This window comes from Dehalobacterium formicoaceticum (genome assembly GCF_002224645.1).
GTDB classification, from domain to species: Bacteria; Bacillota; Dehalobacteriia; order Dehalobacteriales; family Dehalobacteriaceae; genus Dehalobacterium; species Dehalobacterium formicoaceticum.
This window is the reverse complement of sequence record NZ_CP022121.1, coordinates 1,036,597-1,051,914: the sequence shown is the minus strand read 5'-3', so window position 1 is coordinate 1,051,914 and position 15,318 is coordinate 1,036,597. Positions and strand designations below refer to the sequence as shown.

Here is a 15,318-nt window from a genome sequence, read left to right as displayed (position 1 = left end):
TGATAACTTATTATATCATGTCAGTCTTTTGGATGAAACCTAATAAACTGATTAAAATTTTTTGCAGCATGGTCAGTACTTTTTCCTGGGAAAGTTGCTGGGCTTGCAGGTGAATTTCCAATTCTTCTGAGACGCTGAAAGATATGCGCCGGCCAAATTCCCGGGCAATTTTACCTAACTCTTCCCCCGATACCTGATGTTCCGGGGAAAAACGAATCGTGACCTTATTCTTAAGCTGAGTAATGGCGGTAATTTTTAATTTTTGCGCTAAAACCTTGAGCTTACTGAGAAAAAACAAATTGCGCACCGGCACCCCCATAACACCAAAACGATCCTCAACCTCATATTCCAGGTCATCCACTTCCTGAAGCTCCTCTGCTCCGGCCAACCTTTTATAGATTTCAATTTTCAAATCAACTTCGGCCACATATTGATCGGGAATAAAGGCATCAATATTTAATTCCAGCAGGGGCGTAATTTTCTCCGGAATGCTTTCATGCTTGTTGCGCTGTTTGGCAACCTCTTCCGCCAAGAGTTTACAATAAAGATCAAAGCCCACCGCCATAATATGTCCGTGCTGTTCCGCTCCTAAAATATTCCCGGCCCCGCGAATCTCCAGATCCCGCATGGCAATTTTAAATCCTGCCCCTAATTCTGTGAAATCCCGAATCGCTGTTAATCTTTTTTTGGCAATGCCGCTTAATACCTTATCTTTGCGATATGTAAAATAAGCATAGGCTTGCTTTGAGGAGCGACCTACCCGTCCCCGCAGCTGATAAAGCTGGGAGAGGCCCAAGCGATCTGCTTCATTGACAATTAGAGTGTTCACATTAGGGATATCAAGTCCGGATTCCACAATGGTGGTGCACACCAGAACATGATAATTTCCTTCTACAAATTCCTGCATTACACCTTCCAGTTCATGTTCTTTCATTTGGCCGTGTCCGACAATTACCTTGGTTTCCGGAATTAAGGCTCGAATTTGATCGGCCAGGCTATAGATATTATCAATGCGATTATGGACAAAATAAACCTGTCCGCCCCGATTCATTTCCCGGGAGACGGCTTCCCTGATCACCCGTTCCTGATACTCCATCACATAGGTCAGGACAGGCTGCCGGTCCTCGGGAGGCGTTTCAATTAAACTCATATCACGGGCGCCCACCAAGGACATATGCAGAGTGCGGGGGATGGGAGTCGCCGTCATGGTTAGCACATCAATGTTCTTTCTTAACGTCTTAATTTTCTCTTTATGCACGACCCCAAAGCGCTGTTCTTCGTCAATAATTAAGAGCCCCAAATCTTTAAAGATGACGTCCTTGGATAAAAGACGATGGGTGCCGATGACGATATCCACACTCCCCCGAGCCAGATTCTTCAATGTTGTCTTAATGTTGGCAGGTGTTTTAAAACGACTCAGGACTCCCGTGGTCACAGGAAGGCCTTCAAACCGCTCTTCAAAGGTCCTTTGATGCTGCTGCGCCAAAATCGTGGTGGGGACTAAAACAGCCACCTGTTTTCCATCCATCACCGCCTTGAAAGCGGCCCTCAAGGCAACCTCGGTTTTTCCATAACCTACATCGCCGCAAAGTAAGCGATCCATAGGCTTTGAGTTTTCCATATCCTTTTTTATTTCTTGAACTGCTTTTAACTGATCCTCTGTTTCCGGAAAAGGAAAGGCATCCTCAAACTCTTTTTGCCAAACAGTATCCGGTGAAAAAGCATAGCCTTGAACTGCCTCCCGCGCCGCATACAAATCCAAAAGTTCCTTGGCAATGTCCTGAACGGAAGAACGGACCTTAGCTTTCACCCTGCTCCATTCCGTGCCGCCCAGCTTGTAAACCTTCGGTGCCTGTCCTTCGTTGCCTACATATTTTTGGATTAAATCTACCTGATCCGTAGGCACATAAAGCTTATCCGCCCCGGCATATTGGAGCAGCAGATAATCCCGCTCTGCATCTCCAATTTCCAGCCGCTCCACACCCATATAACGCCCAATCCCATGATTAGCGTGAACTACGTAGTCCCCCACCTTTAAATCAAGGAAGGAAGCAATCTGCTCTCCTTTGCGCATGGGGCGACGGTTTTTTGCGTGGAGGTTTTGTTCCAGCACATCCGTTTCACTTAAGACCACCAGTTTCAGATCGGGACTGTCAAATCCACGGGACAGAGCTCCATCCACAATCTCAACACCGTACAAATCAATTTCCTTCATCAGTTCCCGCAGTTTTTCTTTTCTGATCTGAGAGCTGGCACTAAGGACAATCTTGTATTTTTTCCGCTGATAATATTTTAAATCCTCCGCTAACCTTTGGATTTGTCCCCGATAATTGGGAAGATCACGGGTGATCGCTTCATTTTGGTATTTAATGGGCAGCCCGGCCGTTTCCGGCAGATGAGCCAGCAAAAGATAAGGATGAGACTGGATCATCCCGGTGAAATGCTCATAGTCTAAAAAATTCTGAGCAAAGGAAGGAAGTATTTTCCCCTCCTCCAATAAATCGTAGTACCAGGAATTAAACTCCTGAATTATTTTCTCCATATTCCCCCGTACCAGATCCGGTTCATGAATCAAGACCAGACCACCAGGCGGAAGATAATCTGCCAATCCATTGATTTCAGGATAAAGATAAGGTAAAAATTGTTCCATGCCCTGACTCCAAATACCCTGCTCCAGGCCCTCGATGAGAGGGGAAAAATGATCCTTAATGTTTTTTTTGGCGGCTCCGGAATAGGAAGACAAAATACCGCTAAGTTCCTGGGACACTTTTGCCCCCGCTTCCATCAATAAATCCCCATGAGCAGGAAATTCATGGGCGGGAGAGATCCATATCTCTCCTTTTTCCTCCAGGGAGCGTTGAGTATCCGGATGAAAATGACGCAGGGATTCAATTTCATCATCAAAGAATTCTACTCGGTAGGGAAGGTTTTCTGTCATGGGGAAAACGTCAATGATCCCGCCGCGCACGCTAAGGGTGCCCGGTACCTCTACCAAATCCTCCTTTGTATACCCCATACCCACGAGTTTTTGTGTCAGTTCCCGGGTATCTATCTCCTGTCCGACAGCTAATGATATGGAAAAATCCATGATGGTTGTGGAGGAAACTAATTTCTTACCTAATGATTCCACACTTGCCACTACAATCACCGCTTCCCGGCGCGCAAGCTTCGTCAAAACGGTGATTCTTTGTGCGGTAATTTCCACATTCCGTGCATAAACCTCATAAGGCAGCAAATCCAAATGAGGAAAGTAGAACACCTTTGCCTCCGGTAAGAGAGATGTTAAATCATGATAGGTTGTTTTTGCACTTTCAACGGTGGGTGCAATGATCAGCATGGGATCAACCGTATCCTCTGCCAGAGCTGCGACCCAACACGACCGGGGCAAGTCGGTTAAGCCCACCACCAATTGCCCTACTCCAGGCCGCAACTCTTTACGTACCTGATCATAGGGATGCTTTCCTTTCCAAATTTCTACAATCTGAGCCAAAGTCATCATCTTTCTCCTAACCCCTTACCTTAAAGTAACAAAATCCCCATGCAAAAATTAGCACGATCCTTGCAACCGTGCTTATTGTTTTCAGCTTTTCACATTTCATCCCAGTATATCCAGTCAAATTTATTCCGTCAAGGGACATTTTTAATAGTACTCAGTTTATTGAGGTGATATGCTATTGTAGCGATTCATAGCAGGTTCAATGCCTTCTTTCAGCCAAACCTCCGCAGCCTGAGCTGCTTTATCAATGGAGGGCTTTACCAAGTCCCACTCTTGATCCGGGAAAGGCATTAAAACATACTTAACCGTTGTTTCCCGCTCCGGTCTGCCAATGCCGATTTTGATGCGGGCAACCTGCCTCCCGGATAAATGGCTGATAATCGAATTGATCCCGTTATGTCCCCCATCGCTTCCTCCCGGGCGAATGCGTATTCTGCCGGGAGGTAAATCCATGTCATCATAGATAATCAATAAATCCGTTAAATCGACTTTATAAAAATCAACGGCATCTCTTACGGCACGGCCGCTAAGATTCATAAAGGTCATCGGTTTCATCAGGAGCACCTTTTCTCCTCCCACGCGGCCTTCCCCCACCGTGGAAAAATGTGCTTGTTTTCTAAAATCAATATTCAGATTTTCCGCCAGCAGATCCAATGTCATAAAACCCACATTATGTCGCGTTGCTTCATATTGGGATCCGGGATTCCCTAACCCAACAATGATTTTCATCCTATCCCCTCCCCATTGTCTTTAACATCATCGGTAAAAATAAAGTCCTCAAGATATTTTGCATATCATATGCTCCCTCAGCATAATATTCTATCAGGTTAATCCTCAATGAAGGAGGTGCTTCCATGGAAAAACCGAGTAAAAAAGCCCTTTCCCTTCCTGTATTAAGCGTACACGAAGGAGAGCATCTGGGTCAAGTAAAAAGCATAGTGATTGATCCGGTCAGCAAGGTTGTGGCCGCATTTGTCATTACCAAAAAAAGATGGCTCAAAGAAGAAAAAATTATTCCTTTTTACCGTGTCAATCAAATTGGAGATCACGCTATTGTCATAGACAAAGCCGGGACGGTAGAAAAAGTCGCGAATTTACCGCAAATCTCTAAATTAATGAAAAATCCAATGCCCATCATCAATTCCAGGGTTGTCAGTACTTCGGGAAAATTATTGGGTCATGTAGAAGAATTCTGGTTTGATGAGACTGGGAAAATTACCAAATATGAGATCGGCGGCAAACTTACAGAAGGATTATGGAAAGGAAAAATCCTTCTCTCCGGGGAAGATGTCGTGACCATTGGCAAGGACGTAGTAATGGTAGCCGATGGAGCAGAAAATCGACTCATTTCAGGAGACAATCATATCCAGAAAACCATGAGTGATCTTAAAACCGCCACCGGAAAAATATGGGGCAGCACAGTGGAAACCTCTCAAAAGTTAGGGCATGCTATTGTCAGTTCCATCAATAAATTGGCGGAAGAGGAAAGAAAAGAAAAACAAGCATCTGAAGAACTGCCGCCGGAAGAGCCAATCGTGGAAAAAGAAGAAATATATGAGGAAGAGATTCCTGAGGAGGAACTTACCAACGCTGAGATTCCTGAAAAAGATTTGATTCTTTTAGATGATGAAACCCCGGAGCAGCAAGAAGAGCCTCAGGAAAATACCAGCCCTCCCAAAGAAACTTAATGCCAAGAATAAGCCCCTGCCAAAGGCAGAGGGCTTTTTCTTATACTTTCCTAACTTTAATCAAATAAGCGACTGACGGAAAGATCTTCGTGAATTCGCATGATGGCTTCTCCAAAAATGGGAGCCACTGATAAGACCTTAATCTTAGAGCAACTTGCTGCCTTAGCGGAATCAAAAGGAATGGTATTAGTAATCAGAACCTCTTTAATCACTGATTTTTCCAAACGTTCATAGGCAGAACCAGATAGCACGGCATGAGTACAGCAGGCATGAACCTCCTTGGCGCCTCGATCCAACAGAGCCTGAGCACCCAAAGTAATAGTTCCAGCCGTATCAATAATATCATCGGCCATCACAACCGTTTTCCCTCTGATATCGCCGATAATATTCATAATTTCTGCTACGTTTGGCTGCGGACGCCGTTTATCAATAATCGCAATCTCCGTCCCCAGACGGTTTGCCAAATTCCGCGCCCGCGTCACACCTCCCAAGTCAGGAGAAACGACCAATAGGTTATCTAAATGCTTTTTCTGATAATACTCGGCTAAAATAGGGACTCCGGGGAGATGATCCACAGGAATATCGAAAAAGCCTTGAATAGCGCTGGCATGGAGATCCATGGCAACAACCCGGCGAGCACCGGCGGCCGTCAGTAAATTGGCAACCAGCTTGGCCGAAATGGGTTCTCTGGCCCGGCTTTTTCTTTCCTGCCTTGCGTATCCATAATATGGTATCACTGCTGTAATTCTCCGCGCCGAAGCTCTTCGAACCGCATCAATCATGATCAAAAGCTCCATCAGATGCTCGTTGACCGGCGCACAAGTAGGCTGAATGATAAAAACATCGGCCCCCCGCACACTTTCATCAATGTCCACGGTTACTTCCCCGTCACTGAAGCGAATAACCTTCGCCGAGGCCATGCTCAATCCCAAATATTCAGCTATTTCCTGTGCTAATTCCGGATTGGCATTGGCAGAAAAAAGCTTTATTTGACTACCGCTCATAATAAATTCAACGACCTCCTACTAATAACTATCATCCATGCTTATCTATTCGCCTTAAAACCATGATATCCTGTTATTTTCGACAATTAAATAAAAAATTAGTTATTCCTTTTCCTCTTGACTTCGTTTTTTAATCGCCCACCCGGCAAAATTGACTTGCCTTCCCCGGCCAAGGGCCAAATCACCTGCCGGAACTTCCATCGTAATGGTGGATCCTGCGCCGATAAAAGCACCTTCTCCTACCTTTACCGGAGCTACCAGATTGGTATTACTGCCAACAAAGACACCATCTTCAATAGTAGTTTGATATTTATGCTTCCCATCATAATTGCAAGTAATGGTCCCGCATCCGATATTTACCTTCATCCCAAGCTGAGCATCACCTACATAGGACAAATGAGGAATTTTGCTGTTATCTCCAATCCGTGATTTCTTGATTTCTACAAAATCCCCCACCTTCACCTGATACCCCAGTTCCGCCCCGGGCCGCAGGTAAGCAAAAGGTCCGATGTTACATAAATCCCCTGCCTTTGCTTCCACCATCACGGTGCGATTAATTTTGCACCCGTCTCCGATGATAGAATCTGTGATATCAGTATTGGGACCGATGGTGCATTCTGCTCCAATGACCGTTTTCCCTCTTAAAAAGGTCCCGGGCTCTACCACAGTGTCCTGACCAATGGTTACATCCTGGTCAATATAGGTGGTATCCGGATCTACAATCGTAACACCGTCGTCCTCCATCAAAGAAAAAATTTTGCGCCTACGCAAGATTTTCTCTGCAGCACATAGCTGAGAGCGGCTGTTAATCCCTTGGGTTTCCTCAAAATCATCCGCAATGACAGCATTGACCATCAGCCCTTGCTCACCTAATAGTGCCACCATATCCGTTAAATAATACTCTCCCTGGGCATTATCATGGCTTAAATTTTTGATGACCTCCCGTAAGCTTTTTAAGTCAAAACAATAGATGCCGGTATTAATTTCCTGAAGCAGAAGCTCTTCAGGCAATGCATCTTTTTGTTCCACAATTTTTAATAAAGTTCCGTCCTCTTTACGCACAATGCGCCCATATCCTGCCGGATCAGGCAACAGCGCTGACAGGACCGAGCAGGCACTGTTCGTTTCAAGATGATAGTCCCATAATTTTTGCAAAGTTTCCGCTCTGATTAAAGGTGTGTCACCGCAAACCACCAGCACATGGCCGTCTTCTTCCCTGATATAGGGCAAAGCCGCCATCACAGCATGCCCCGTGCCTAATTGCTCTTCCTGTAAGGCATAGGTCAGTGCGGGTCCCAGAGCTTGCTTAACCATTTCTGCTTCATGCCCGATCACAGCAATGCTTTCCTTGATCCCGATGTCACAAACGGCCCGAATCACATGCTGTACCATATATTTTCCGCCCAATTTGTGTAGAACCTTGGGCAGACGGGATCTCATCCGAGTCCCCTTTCCTGCTGCTAAAATAATTCCATATCCCATTGACAAAAATACCACCTCTGAAAAGTTAGACTTATAAAGGTATTATATAAAAAAGTAATGGAGCTCACAAGGGCTCCATTACTTTAATCACTTCATTATTTTTATCCCTTTAAACTGCTTCTTGCTCAGTAAGCACTTGCTGATATTTTTCCAATACTTTGGATTGAATGATATCACGTGCTTGTTGGGATATTGGATGAGCAATATCTCTAAATTCACCTGCCGGAGTCTTACGGCTCGGCATTGCCACAAATAAACCATTTTGCCCGTCCACTACTTTTACATCGTGAATGACGAAAGCATCATCAATGGTCACCGATACAATCGCTTTCATCTTCCCTTCCGAGAGTGTTTTTCTGATGCGTACATCCGTTACGTCCATATCTCCCACCGTCCTTTCTATGATGCAAAAACTAATTGATTACTTCATTATTCTATGTTTGCCAGTAAAACCCTTTATTATATTACTAAATTTCCAAAACTTCCTTAATTTATACATTCTTTTTCAAAATAATACGTTTTTCCCTAAAAAGGGTTTGATTATTACTTCATTAGTTTCAGCATCAATAGAAATCAGCTCTAGAAGGGCCGTATAATCTTTAATTAATTTTTGTTCCGGATTTCTGGTGGTCATGACTACCCCTATACCCACAACTACCCCATTAAATTCTTTCATCAAATTCACCATACCCTGAGCGGTGCCGCCGCCTTTCATAAAATCATCAATGATCAGCACCTTGGCATGATCCGGCAAGGCTCTTCTTGCCAGGGACATGGTTTGAATCCGATTTGTCGATCCGGAAAGATAATTGATGTTAACTGAGGAGCCTTCGGTCACCCGCCCGGAATTCCGTACGATTATCAAGGGAATATTAAAGGACCTTGCCGTCATAGCAGCGACAGGGATCCCCTTCGTTTCTATCGTGACAATGAAATCAGGTACCGTATGTTGAAACTTTGTATAAAATATTTCTCCAATCCTGCTGATAATATGAGGATCAAATATTACATCATTCATATAAAGAAATCCACCGGGAATTACCCTTTCCCGGTCATTTAATCTGTCCGCTAATTCCTTTAAGAAGTCCTGACTGCCTTTTTCATTTTGCAGTGGTTTATAAAAAATACCTCCGGCAGCACCTGACAAAGAACATAACTCTCCCAAAGAATGTGAGAGCAGCAGTTCCTTGATCAAAGTCAAATCTTCACTGATCGTCGACTTAGCCGCACCGGTCATAACCGCCAAGTCATTCAGAGAGTATAAGGTATTGGGATTCTTTGTTAAAATAGAGGATAATACCACCAAGCGATCTGTTCTTTTTAACCTTTCCATTGCTCTGTTCCCGCCCCCGAATTCAATCCTTAATTCCGAATATTATAAGCATATAATTTTTTAATATTCATGTTCTGCATCAAGAGGAAAAACCCTGTTCCATTCATTCCTTTCCCGGCGCAATATGTTTTTCCAAAGCATTCCTGACCAGAGTTAAATCACTGGGTTTATCCACATCTATGCCCACTTCCGGATATGGGGAAATAATCACCCCACCTTTGATGCCAAAAATACGGGAAACCAACGCTTCCGTTTCTGCCAAGGTCGCAGTATGGAAAAGAAATTTAATTAAAAATTTCCATCCCACCAGTTGGGCCAAAGCCAAGGGCGATTTCCGTTTCTCCACAAAAGCACGGGCTTTGCCGGCAGCTGCTGCCACAACCTGAGGATTGACCAAAAACAAATTGCCCCCGGTAAAAGTTCCTTCCTTAAACCTGATATAAGTTCTTTTTATGCCGGGATAAATACGCTCATTGGCTTCTTTAGGCACGATGGGATAATAAACATCCGCCAGCTTTTTAGAGCATCTTTTTAAAAAGTCGTCCAAGGCCTCTCTGGTCAAAAGGGGGATATCTCCAGTAGCAATAAGCACATTGCCCTGAGGTTGAAGAGCTTCCAAAGCATTCATCAGGCTATCAATAAGGCTTTCTCCCTCTGATACGACTGTTGTCCGGTCTATCCCGCCAAAAAGACGGTTCAACTCCATCCGGGGTCCAGCCACAACGATATTTTTAACTGAGGGTGAGCTTTTCAGCACATCAAGGACATAGGAAACCATAGGGCGCCCCCCGATATCAATCAGGGCTTTACAAGATTCTCCCAGCTTGTCCTCCTTCGAACTGCCTGCAAGTATGATACCGTCTACCGTGATCAAGCGACTTCATTCCTCCTGTCCCAAGAACGATTTATTATCTTCATTCAGCTTTTTATTCATTCTTCATTCTTCATTCTTTTGTCCACTCAACTGATTGCTGCTTTTCAAAGCCACCAACATACTATCCATGGAATTTTCCACATGAGCACGGGCTAAATTCTGGGCCAGGACAACATTTTTGTTTGAGATTGCCTCCACCATTTTCCGGTGTTCTTCCACTGTGATCTTGATACGTCCCGGAAAAGCTAAGGAGGTTGCCCGATACCTCTGGATCTGTTCCCTTAAATTATTGATAATCGGAATTAACCGTTCATTACGGCTTGCCTTATATATGATATCATGAAAATCGGTATCTGTATGCACGATATCTTTGAGATCATGATGATCCGCAGATTCTGCAAAAGAAACCACCATATCCTTGAGGGTATTTAGTTCTTCTTCCGTGATGCGTTGTGCGGCCAAGCCTGCTGCCAGAGATTCCATGGAAGCCCTGATTTCAAAAACATCGGCGATATCCTTCAAGGAAATTCCCGCGACATAAGCGCCTTTTCTTGGCACAATCACCAAAAAACCTTCCTGTTCTAATTTCCTGATCGCTTCCCGCACGGGTGTACGGCTGACACCCATTTCTTCCGCCAATTGCACTTCCATCAATCTTTCTCCCGGTCTTAAATATCCGGAAATTATGGCTTCACGGATGGTTTCAAAGACAATATCACCAAGAGGACGATAACTTTCTAAATTTACCGGTAATAATTTGCGTCTCATATCCAACCCCCATTACCTTTATACTGTATGCGCCACGAGCACAGTCTTCCATTGATCCTGCATCTTTTTTCCGGCCTCAATAGCTTTTTCTTTGGTTTCGGCAATACCGAAGACAGTTGGTCCGCTGCCTGACATTAAGGAAAAAAGACCGGCATCCGACAAAGCCTTTTTGATTTCCCCGACCTGGGGATACTTTTCCACAGTTACTTCCTCTAACACATTCACCATTTGATCGGCAACGGTACGCCAATCTCCTTTTTTGATTGCCTGGACCAGGCACTCCGTGTCCGGATGATGGGAAACCTCCTGATAGTTCAATGCTTGATAGACTTCCTTCGTAGATACCCCAAATCCGGGATTAACCAGAACCATCCATGCTTCCGGTAATGTCGGAAGGGGCGTCAGGATTTCCCCAATCCCTTCCGCCAGAGCAATTCCGCCCTCAATACAATAAGCAACATCAGCGCCTAAGGATTGCCCGATTTCAGCCAGGTTAGAGGCGGGAAGGCGCAAGTCATACAGGAGGTTCACCGCTTTTAATACCGCAGCCGCATTACTGCTGCCTCCGGCTAAACCCGCTTCCACAGGAATCCTTTTTTCCAAATGGATCTGGATTCCTCCTGATAAATGAAAGTTATGTGCCATAGTTTTCCACGCCTTAACCGCAATGTTGTTTTCATTTAAAGGAATATTGGCCACGTTGGAAGTAATGGTGATGCCCTGATTTTTTTTGGTCACCCGTACCTGATCCGCCAAACTAATGGATTGCATCACCATGCGCACATTATGATAGCCATTTTCTCTCTGTCCGATCACATCAAGTGACAGATTAATTTTGGCCGGAGCCAAAAGTTCAACTGATTCCATGATCTTTTCTCCAATCTATACCAATTACCCCACAACCCGCCCCAATAAATGATTTATTAAAATAAATTATATCACGAATCTCAAAAAGTGCACCCTTATGCTGCACTTTAAAAGAAATCTTTGTAATTTTGGTGACCGTATATTAAAGAAAATACCTGCCTTCAAATACAACCACCGCCGGGCCTGTCATGAATACGTGGTTATTATCCGCCCAATGGATCTTAAGGTCTCCGCCCTTTAAGTGCACCACCGCCTCGCGCTGGGTTTTGTTATTAAGGACACCTGCCACGATCACAGCACAGGCTCCGGTACCACAAGCCATGGTTTCTTGGGCGCCCCGTTCCCAAATGCGCATTTTGACCTCTCCGGGGTTGATAATTTCCACAAATTCCACATTTGTTTTGGCGGGAAAAGCCGGATGTTTTTCCAATATCGGTCCCAAGGTTGTGACCGGTGCAGCAGCTGCATCAGGTACAAAAATGACACAATGAGGATTACCCATGGAAACCGCTGTCACCTCTACTCGGTTCCCATCCACATTTAAACCTTGAGCAACCGCTTGTTTTCCCGGCAGCAAAACAGGAACGGATTCAGGCAGCAGCCGGGGTTCCCCCATATCCACCTTAATTCCCTGTACTTGATCCCCAGCATCTAAAATTACTTCCGTTCCCATGATCCCTGCCAAAGTTTCTACAGTAATAAAGGGAGTCTGAACTAATTTATACTCATAGACCAGCTTAGCCAAACAGCGAATCCCATTGCCGCACATTTCTGCTTCACTGCCGTCACTATTAATAATGCGCATTTTAACGTCTGCCTGCTCCGAAGGGAGGATCAAAATCATCCCGTCAGCTCCGATGCCATAGTGCCGATGGCAAACTTTCCTGGCTAAGGCAGCGAGATCCCCGTGGAGTTCCTCCTGCATAAGGTTGACCATCACAAAATCATTGCCCAAGCCATGCATCTTGATAAAATTCATAAGATTCATCTCCTTCGGCAAGAGCCGATCAAAACTCATAAATATAATGAACGTTATCATCATACCACAAATATACTCCGGGATTCAACTGATCAGCCTCGTGAACCAAAAACAAAATGCCACTAATACCTTCGCTTTTTCAAGCGGCGGGAAAAGTGGCACTGATTCCTGGATATTCTTCTTCCCATCAGACGGAAAAAAATTCACCTGATATTTAGAACTCTGTTTATGCAAATAAAGAAGCAGAGGAATCTTCCATGGTATAACCAAATTCTTCTTCAAACTTACTGATGAAATGCATCTTTAGCTGTCTCACGTCCACCTTTTTCTTTAACTGATGATACATAGAGGTAACACCCTTTGCCTGATTGTCCTCCAATTGAAGCATACGCAGCAGGGAAAGACGAGGGTTAACATTAAGCACCATACTAAAGCGTGTCACCTTTTGCCGTTCTTCCAAATCAATAGAGCCAATTTTACATCCATCAACCGCAATGATGCCTCCCGGTAGGATATGGGCCTGAATCCCATATTGATGAAGTAAAATAATAAAAATATTTTCCATCTTTTGCATCAATTCATCCATCGTAAGTCCTTGGCGCAGTAAATGCATGACGGGATAGATAACCAACTGTCCCGGTCCACGATAGGTCATTTCACCGTCCCAGTCTGTCTGAGAAACAGGCATATCCTCTCGCCGCGCCATGGCATAGGGAAGCTTAATTTCTGTTGAATTCCCTTGATTCCCCACAATGATCACATGGGGATGATCGACAAAAATTAAGGAATCATTGATATCGTTGGCCAAACGCTGCAACCAAAACCGATGATTAATTTTGTAAAAATCTCCAAATTCCTTTTTGCCTAAATTGACGATTTGTAAATATCTGTGCATATGTTTTTACCTCCATTGTGTAAGTGAATTCAAGCACAAGGGTGACATAACTTAACCCTTTGCTTTATATGTTTTCTTAGCGGGATCATGATCCCCATTGACAAGTTCTTATTTCAGCATGGGATTCCTATCTCTCCATCCGAATTTTGAACCGCAAGCGCATGACGCTGCCGACTTTTGATTCCAACCAGGTTTGTCAAGCCAGAAATAAGTTGAATTAATTAACCTCATTTTCATTATATCAGAAAAGACACACAATTCAATGGTTTGAAAAAGAATGAAAAGAAATTAGTACTTCTCGACATTCTTCGACAAGAAAATCAACAAATCAGATAATTATTTCAATCATGACCTTACAAAAGGGGGATCAATATGCATTATGCTTGATCCCCCTTGAAACACCCATTATAACATGCGCTGCTGTTTTGATCTTAATCCGGTTAAAACTTCGTTAAATATTGATCAATTTCCCATCGGCTGACCTTGGTACGATATTCATCCCACTCCAAGGTTTTGGCTTCCACAAAACGGTCCATAGCATGGTTGCCTAGGGCATCCATAATGACCGCATCATTTTTTAGCTCCTTAACAGCTTCTTCCAAGCTTCCCGGTAAACTGTTTATGGCGAGATCATCTTTTTCCTTTTGGTTCATTTCATAGATGTTCAGATTGACCGCAGGAGGCGGGGTAATTTTATTCTTAATGCCATCCAATCCGGCCTTGAGCATCACGGCGATGGCTAAATATGGATTACAAGAGGGGTCCGGATTTCTCATTTCCACCCGGGTGGAGACACCCCGCTTCGCCGGAATCCTGATCAAGGGGCTTCTGTTTTGTCCGGACCAGGCCACATAAACCGGGGCTTCGTAACCCGGCACCAATCTTTTATAGGAATTCACCGTGGGATTGGTCACCGCAGCCATGCCCCGGGCATGTTGCATTAAACCGCCGATATAATAATAGGCGTCCATGGAAAGCTCTAATTCCCCCTGTGGGTCATAAAAAGCGTTTTGCCCGTTTTTAAAGAGAGACTGATTGACATGCATGCCGGAGCCATTAATCCCAAAAATAGGTTTGGCCATAAAGGTGGCATGAAGACCGTGCCGCTGAGCGATGGTACGCACTACAAATTTAAAGGTCTGAATATTGTCCGCTGCTGTTAAAGCATCCGCATATTTAAAATCTATTTCATGCTGTCCCGGTGCTACTTCATGATGAGAAGCTTCAATTTCAAAATTCATATCTTCTAAATTAATAACCATATCCCGCCGGGCATTTTCCCCTAAATCCACCGGGGTTAAATCAAAATATCCTGCATTATCATGGGTGATCAGGGTGGGACGGCCTTTTTCATCCGTTTGGAACAGGAAAAACTCACATTCCGGGCCCACATTCATGGTATAGCCCATTTCAGCCGCTTCCGCCAGCACCTTTTGCAGAATCACCCTGGGGTCACCCTCAAAAGGTGTTCCATCCGATTTATGAACATCACAAATAAAGCGTCCTACTGCTCCTTCCCCTGAATGCCAGGGAAAGGTCACCCAACTGTCGATGTCCGGTCTCAGGTACATATCTGATTCCTCGATACGCACAAAGCCGTCAATTGAGGACCCGTCAAACATCAATTCCCCATCCAGAGCTTTTTCTAATTGGTTCACAGTAATAGCTACATTCTTCAAAACTCCAAAAATATCGGTAAACTGCAGGCGAATAAACTGGACATTCTGCTCTTTAACCATACGAAAAATATCATCTCTGTTATACCTTGCCATAGAATCAACCTCCGATTATCATTTCAATTTTAAACAAATAAAAGTCCTCGTCAAAATTACTTTGTACGAGGACTCCGTTGCCCACATCAAATGTCACTGAGATACTTTTTAATTAATTATAGCAAATGTTACGGGAAAAGCAACCCTTTCGGGAAAAAAG

General features: G+C 44.2%; 13 protein-coding genes. 1 reads left to right on the top strand and 12 read right to left on the bottom strand.

Annotation, left to right across the window (positions count from 1 at the left end):
* Window positions 1-10 precede the first annotated feature (10 nt).
* Both mfd and pth read right to left on the bottom strand, forming a co-directional pair.
* Window positions 11-3,499: a transcription-repair coupling factor gene (gene mfd, locus CEQ75_RS05110; protein WP_089609377.1), complete on the bottom strand. Its 3,489-nt coding sequence runs from the start codon at window positions 3,497-3,499 to the stop codon at window positions 11-13.
* Window positions 3,500-3,655: 156 nt separating this feature from the next.
* A complete protein-coding gene (pth, locus tag CEQ75_RS05105; RefSeq protein WP_089609376.1) occupies window positions 3,656-4,225 on the bottom strand; it encodes an aminoacyl-tRNA hydrolase in 570 nt (189 codons plus the stop codon).
* 125 nt (window positions 4,226-4,350) lie between these two features.
* Between pth and CEQ75_RS05100 the strand changes: the two genes are divergently transcribed.
* Window positions 4,351-5,184 (top strand): PRC-barrel domain-containing protein, encoded by an 834-nt coding sequence (locus CEQ75_RS05100; RefSeq protein ID WP_089609375.1) that lies wholly within the window; start codon window positions 4,351-4,353, stop codon window positions 5,182-5,184.
* 56 nt (window positions 5,185-5,240) lie between these two features.
* Here CEQ75_RS05100 and CEQ75_RS05095 read toward each other — a convergent pair whose 3' ends face one another.
* The 10 genes from CEQ75_RS05095 to glnA form a co-directional block, all read right to left on the bottom strand.
* A complete protein-coding gene (locus CEQ75_RS05095) occupies window positions 5,241-6,188 on the bottom strand; it encodes a ribose-phosphate pyrophosphokinase (protein WP_089609374.1) in 948 nt (315 codons plus the stop codon).
* Between the two features lie 102 nt (window positions 6,189-6,290).
* A complete protein-coding gene (gene glmU, locus CEQ75_RS05090) occupies window positions 6,291-7,670 on the bottom strand; it encodes a bifunctional UDP-N-acetylglucosamine diphosphorylase/glucosamine-1-phosphate N-acetyltransferase GlmU (RefSeq protein WP_089609373.1) in 1,380 nt (459 codons plus the stop codon).
* A 109-nt stretch (window positions 7,671-7,779) separates the two neighbouring features.
* Window positions 7,780-8,052, bottom strand: a complete 273-nt coding sequence (spoVG, locus tag CEQ75_RS05085) for a septation regulator SpoVG (RefSeq protein ID WP_089609372.1) — start codon at window positions 8,050-8,052, stop codon at window positions 7,780-7,782.
* A 123-nt stretch (window positions 8,053-8,175) separates the two neighbouring features.
* Window positions 8,176-9,003 carry a pur operon repressor gene (purR, locus tag CEQ75_RS05080; protein WP_089609371.1) on the bottom strand — a complete coding sequence of 276 codons (828 nt, stop codon included), beginning with the start codon at window positions 9,001-9,003 and terminating at the stop codon, window positions 8,176-8,178.
* A gap of 103 nt (window positions 9,004-9,106) precedes the next feature.
* The gene (locus tag CEQ75_RS05075) at window positions 9,107-9,877 is read right to left on the bottom strand and encodes a nucleotidyltransferase family protein (RefSeq protein WP_089609370.1); all 771 of its coding nucleotides are present in this window, start codon (window positions 9,875-9,877) and stop codon (window positions 9,107-9,109) included.
* Between the two features lie 63 nt (window positions 9,878-9,940).
* A complete protein-coding gene (locus CEQ75_RS05070; RefSeq protein WP_089609369.1) occupies window positions 9,941-10,645 on the bottom strand; it encodes a GntR family transcriptional regulator in 705 nt (234 codons plus the stop codon).
* 18 nt (window positions 10,646-10,663) lie between these two features.
* A complete protein-coding gene (gene ispE / locus CEQ75_RS05065; protein WP_089609368.1) occupies window positions 10,664-11,512 on the bottom strand; it encodes a 4-(cytidine 5'-diphospho)-2-C-methyl-D-erythritol kinase in 849 nt (282 codons plus the stop codon).
* Between the two features lie 142 nt (window positions 11,513-11,654).
* A complete protein-coding gene (gene dapF / locus CEQ75_RS05060) occupies window positions 11,655-12,491 on the bottom strand; it encodes a diaminopimelate epimerase (RefSeq protein WP_089609367.1) in 837 nt (278 codons plus the stop codon).
* A 226-nt stretch (window positions 12,492-12,717) separates the two neighbouring features.
* Window positions 12,718-13,386: a lipoyl(octanoyl) transferase LipB gene (locus tag CEQ75_RS05055; protein WP_089609366.1), complete on the bottom strand. Its 669-nt coding sequence runs from the start codon at window positions 13,384-13,386 to the stop codon at window positions 12,718-12,720.
* 440 nt (window positions 13,387-13,826) lie between these two features.
* Window positions 13,827-15,158, bottom strand: a complete 1,332-nt coding sequence (gene glnA, locus CEQ75_RS05050) for a type I glutamate--ammonia ligase (RefSeq protein ID WP_089609365.1) — start codon at window positions 15,156-15,158, stop codon at window positions 13,827-13,829.
* Window positions 15,159-15,318 lie beyond the last annotated feature (160 nt).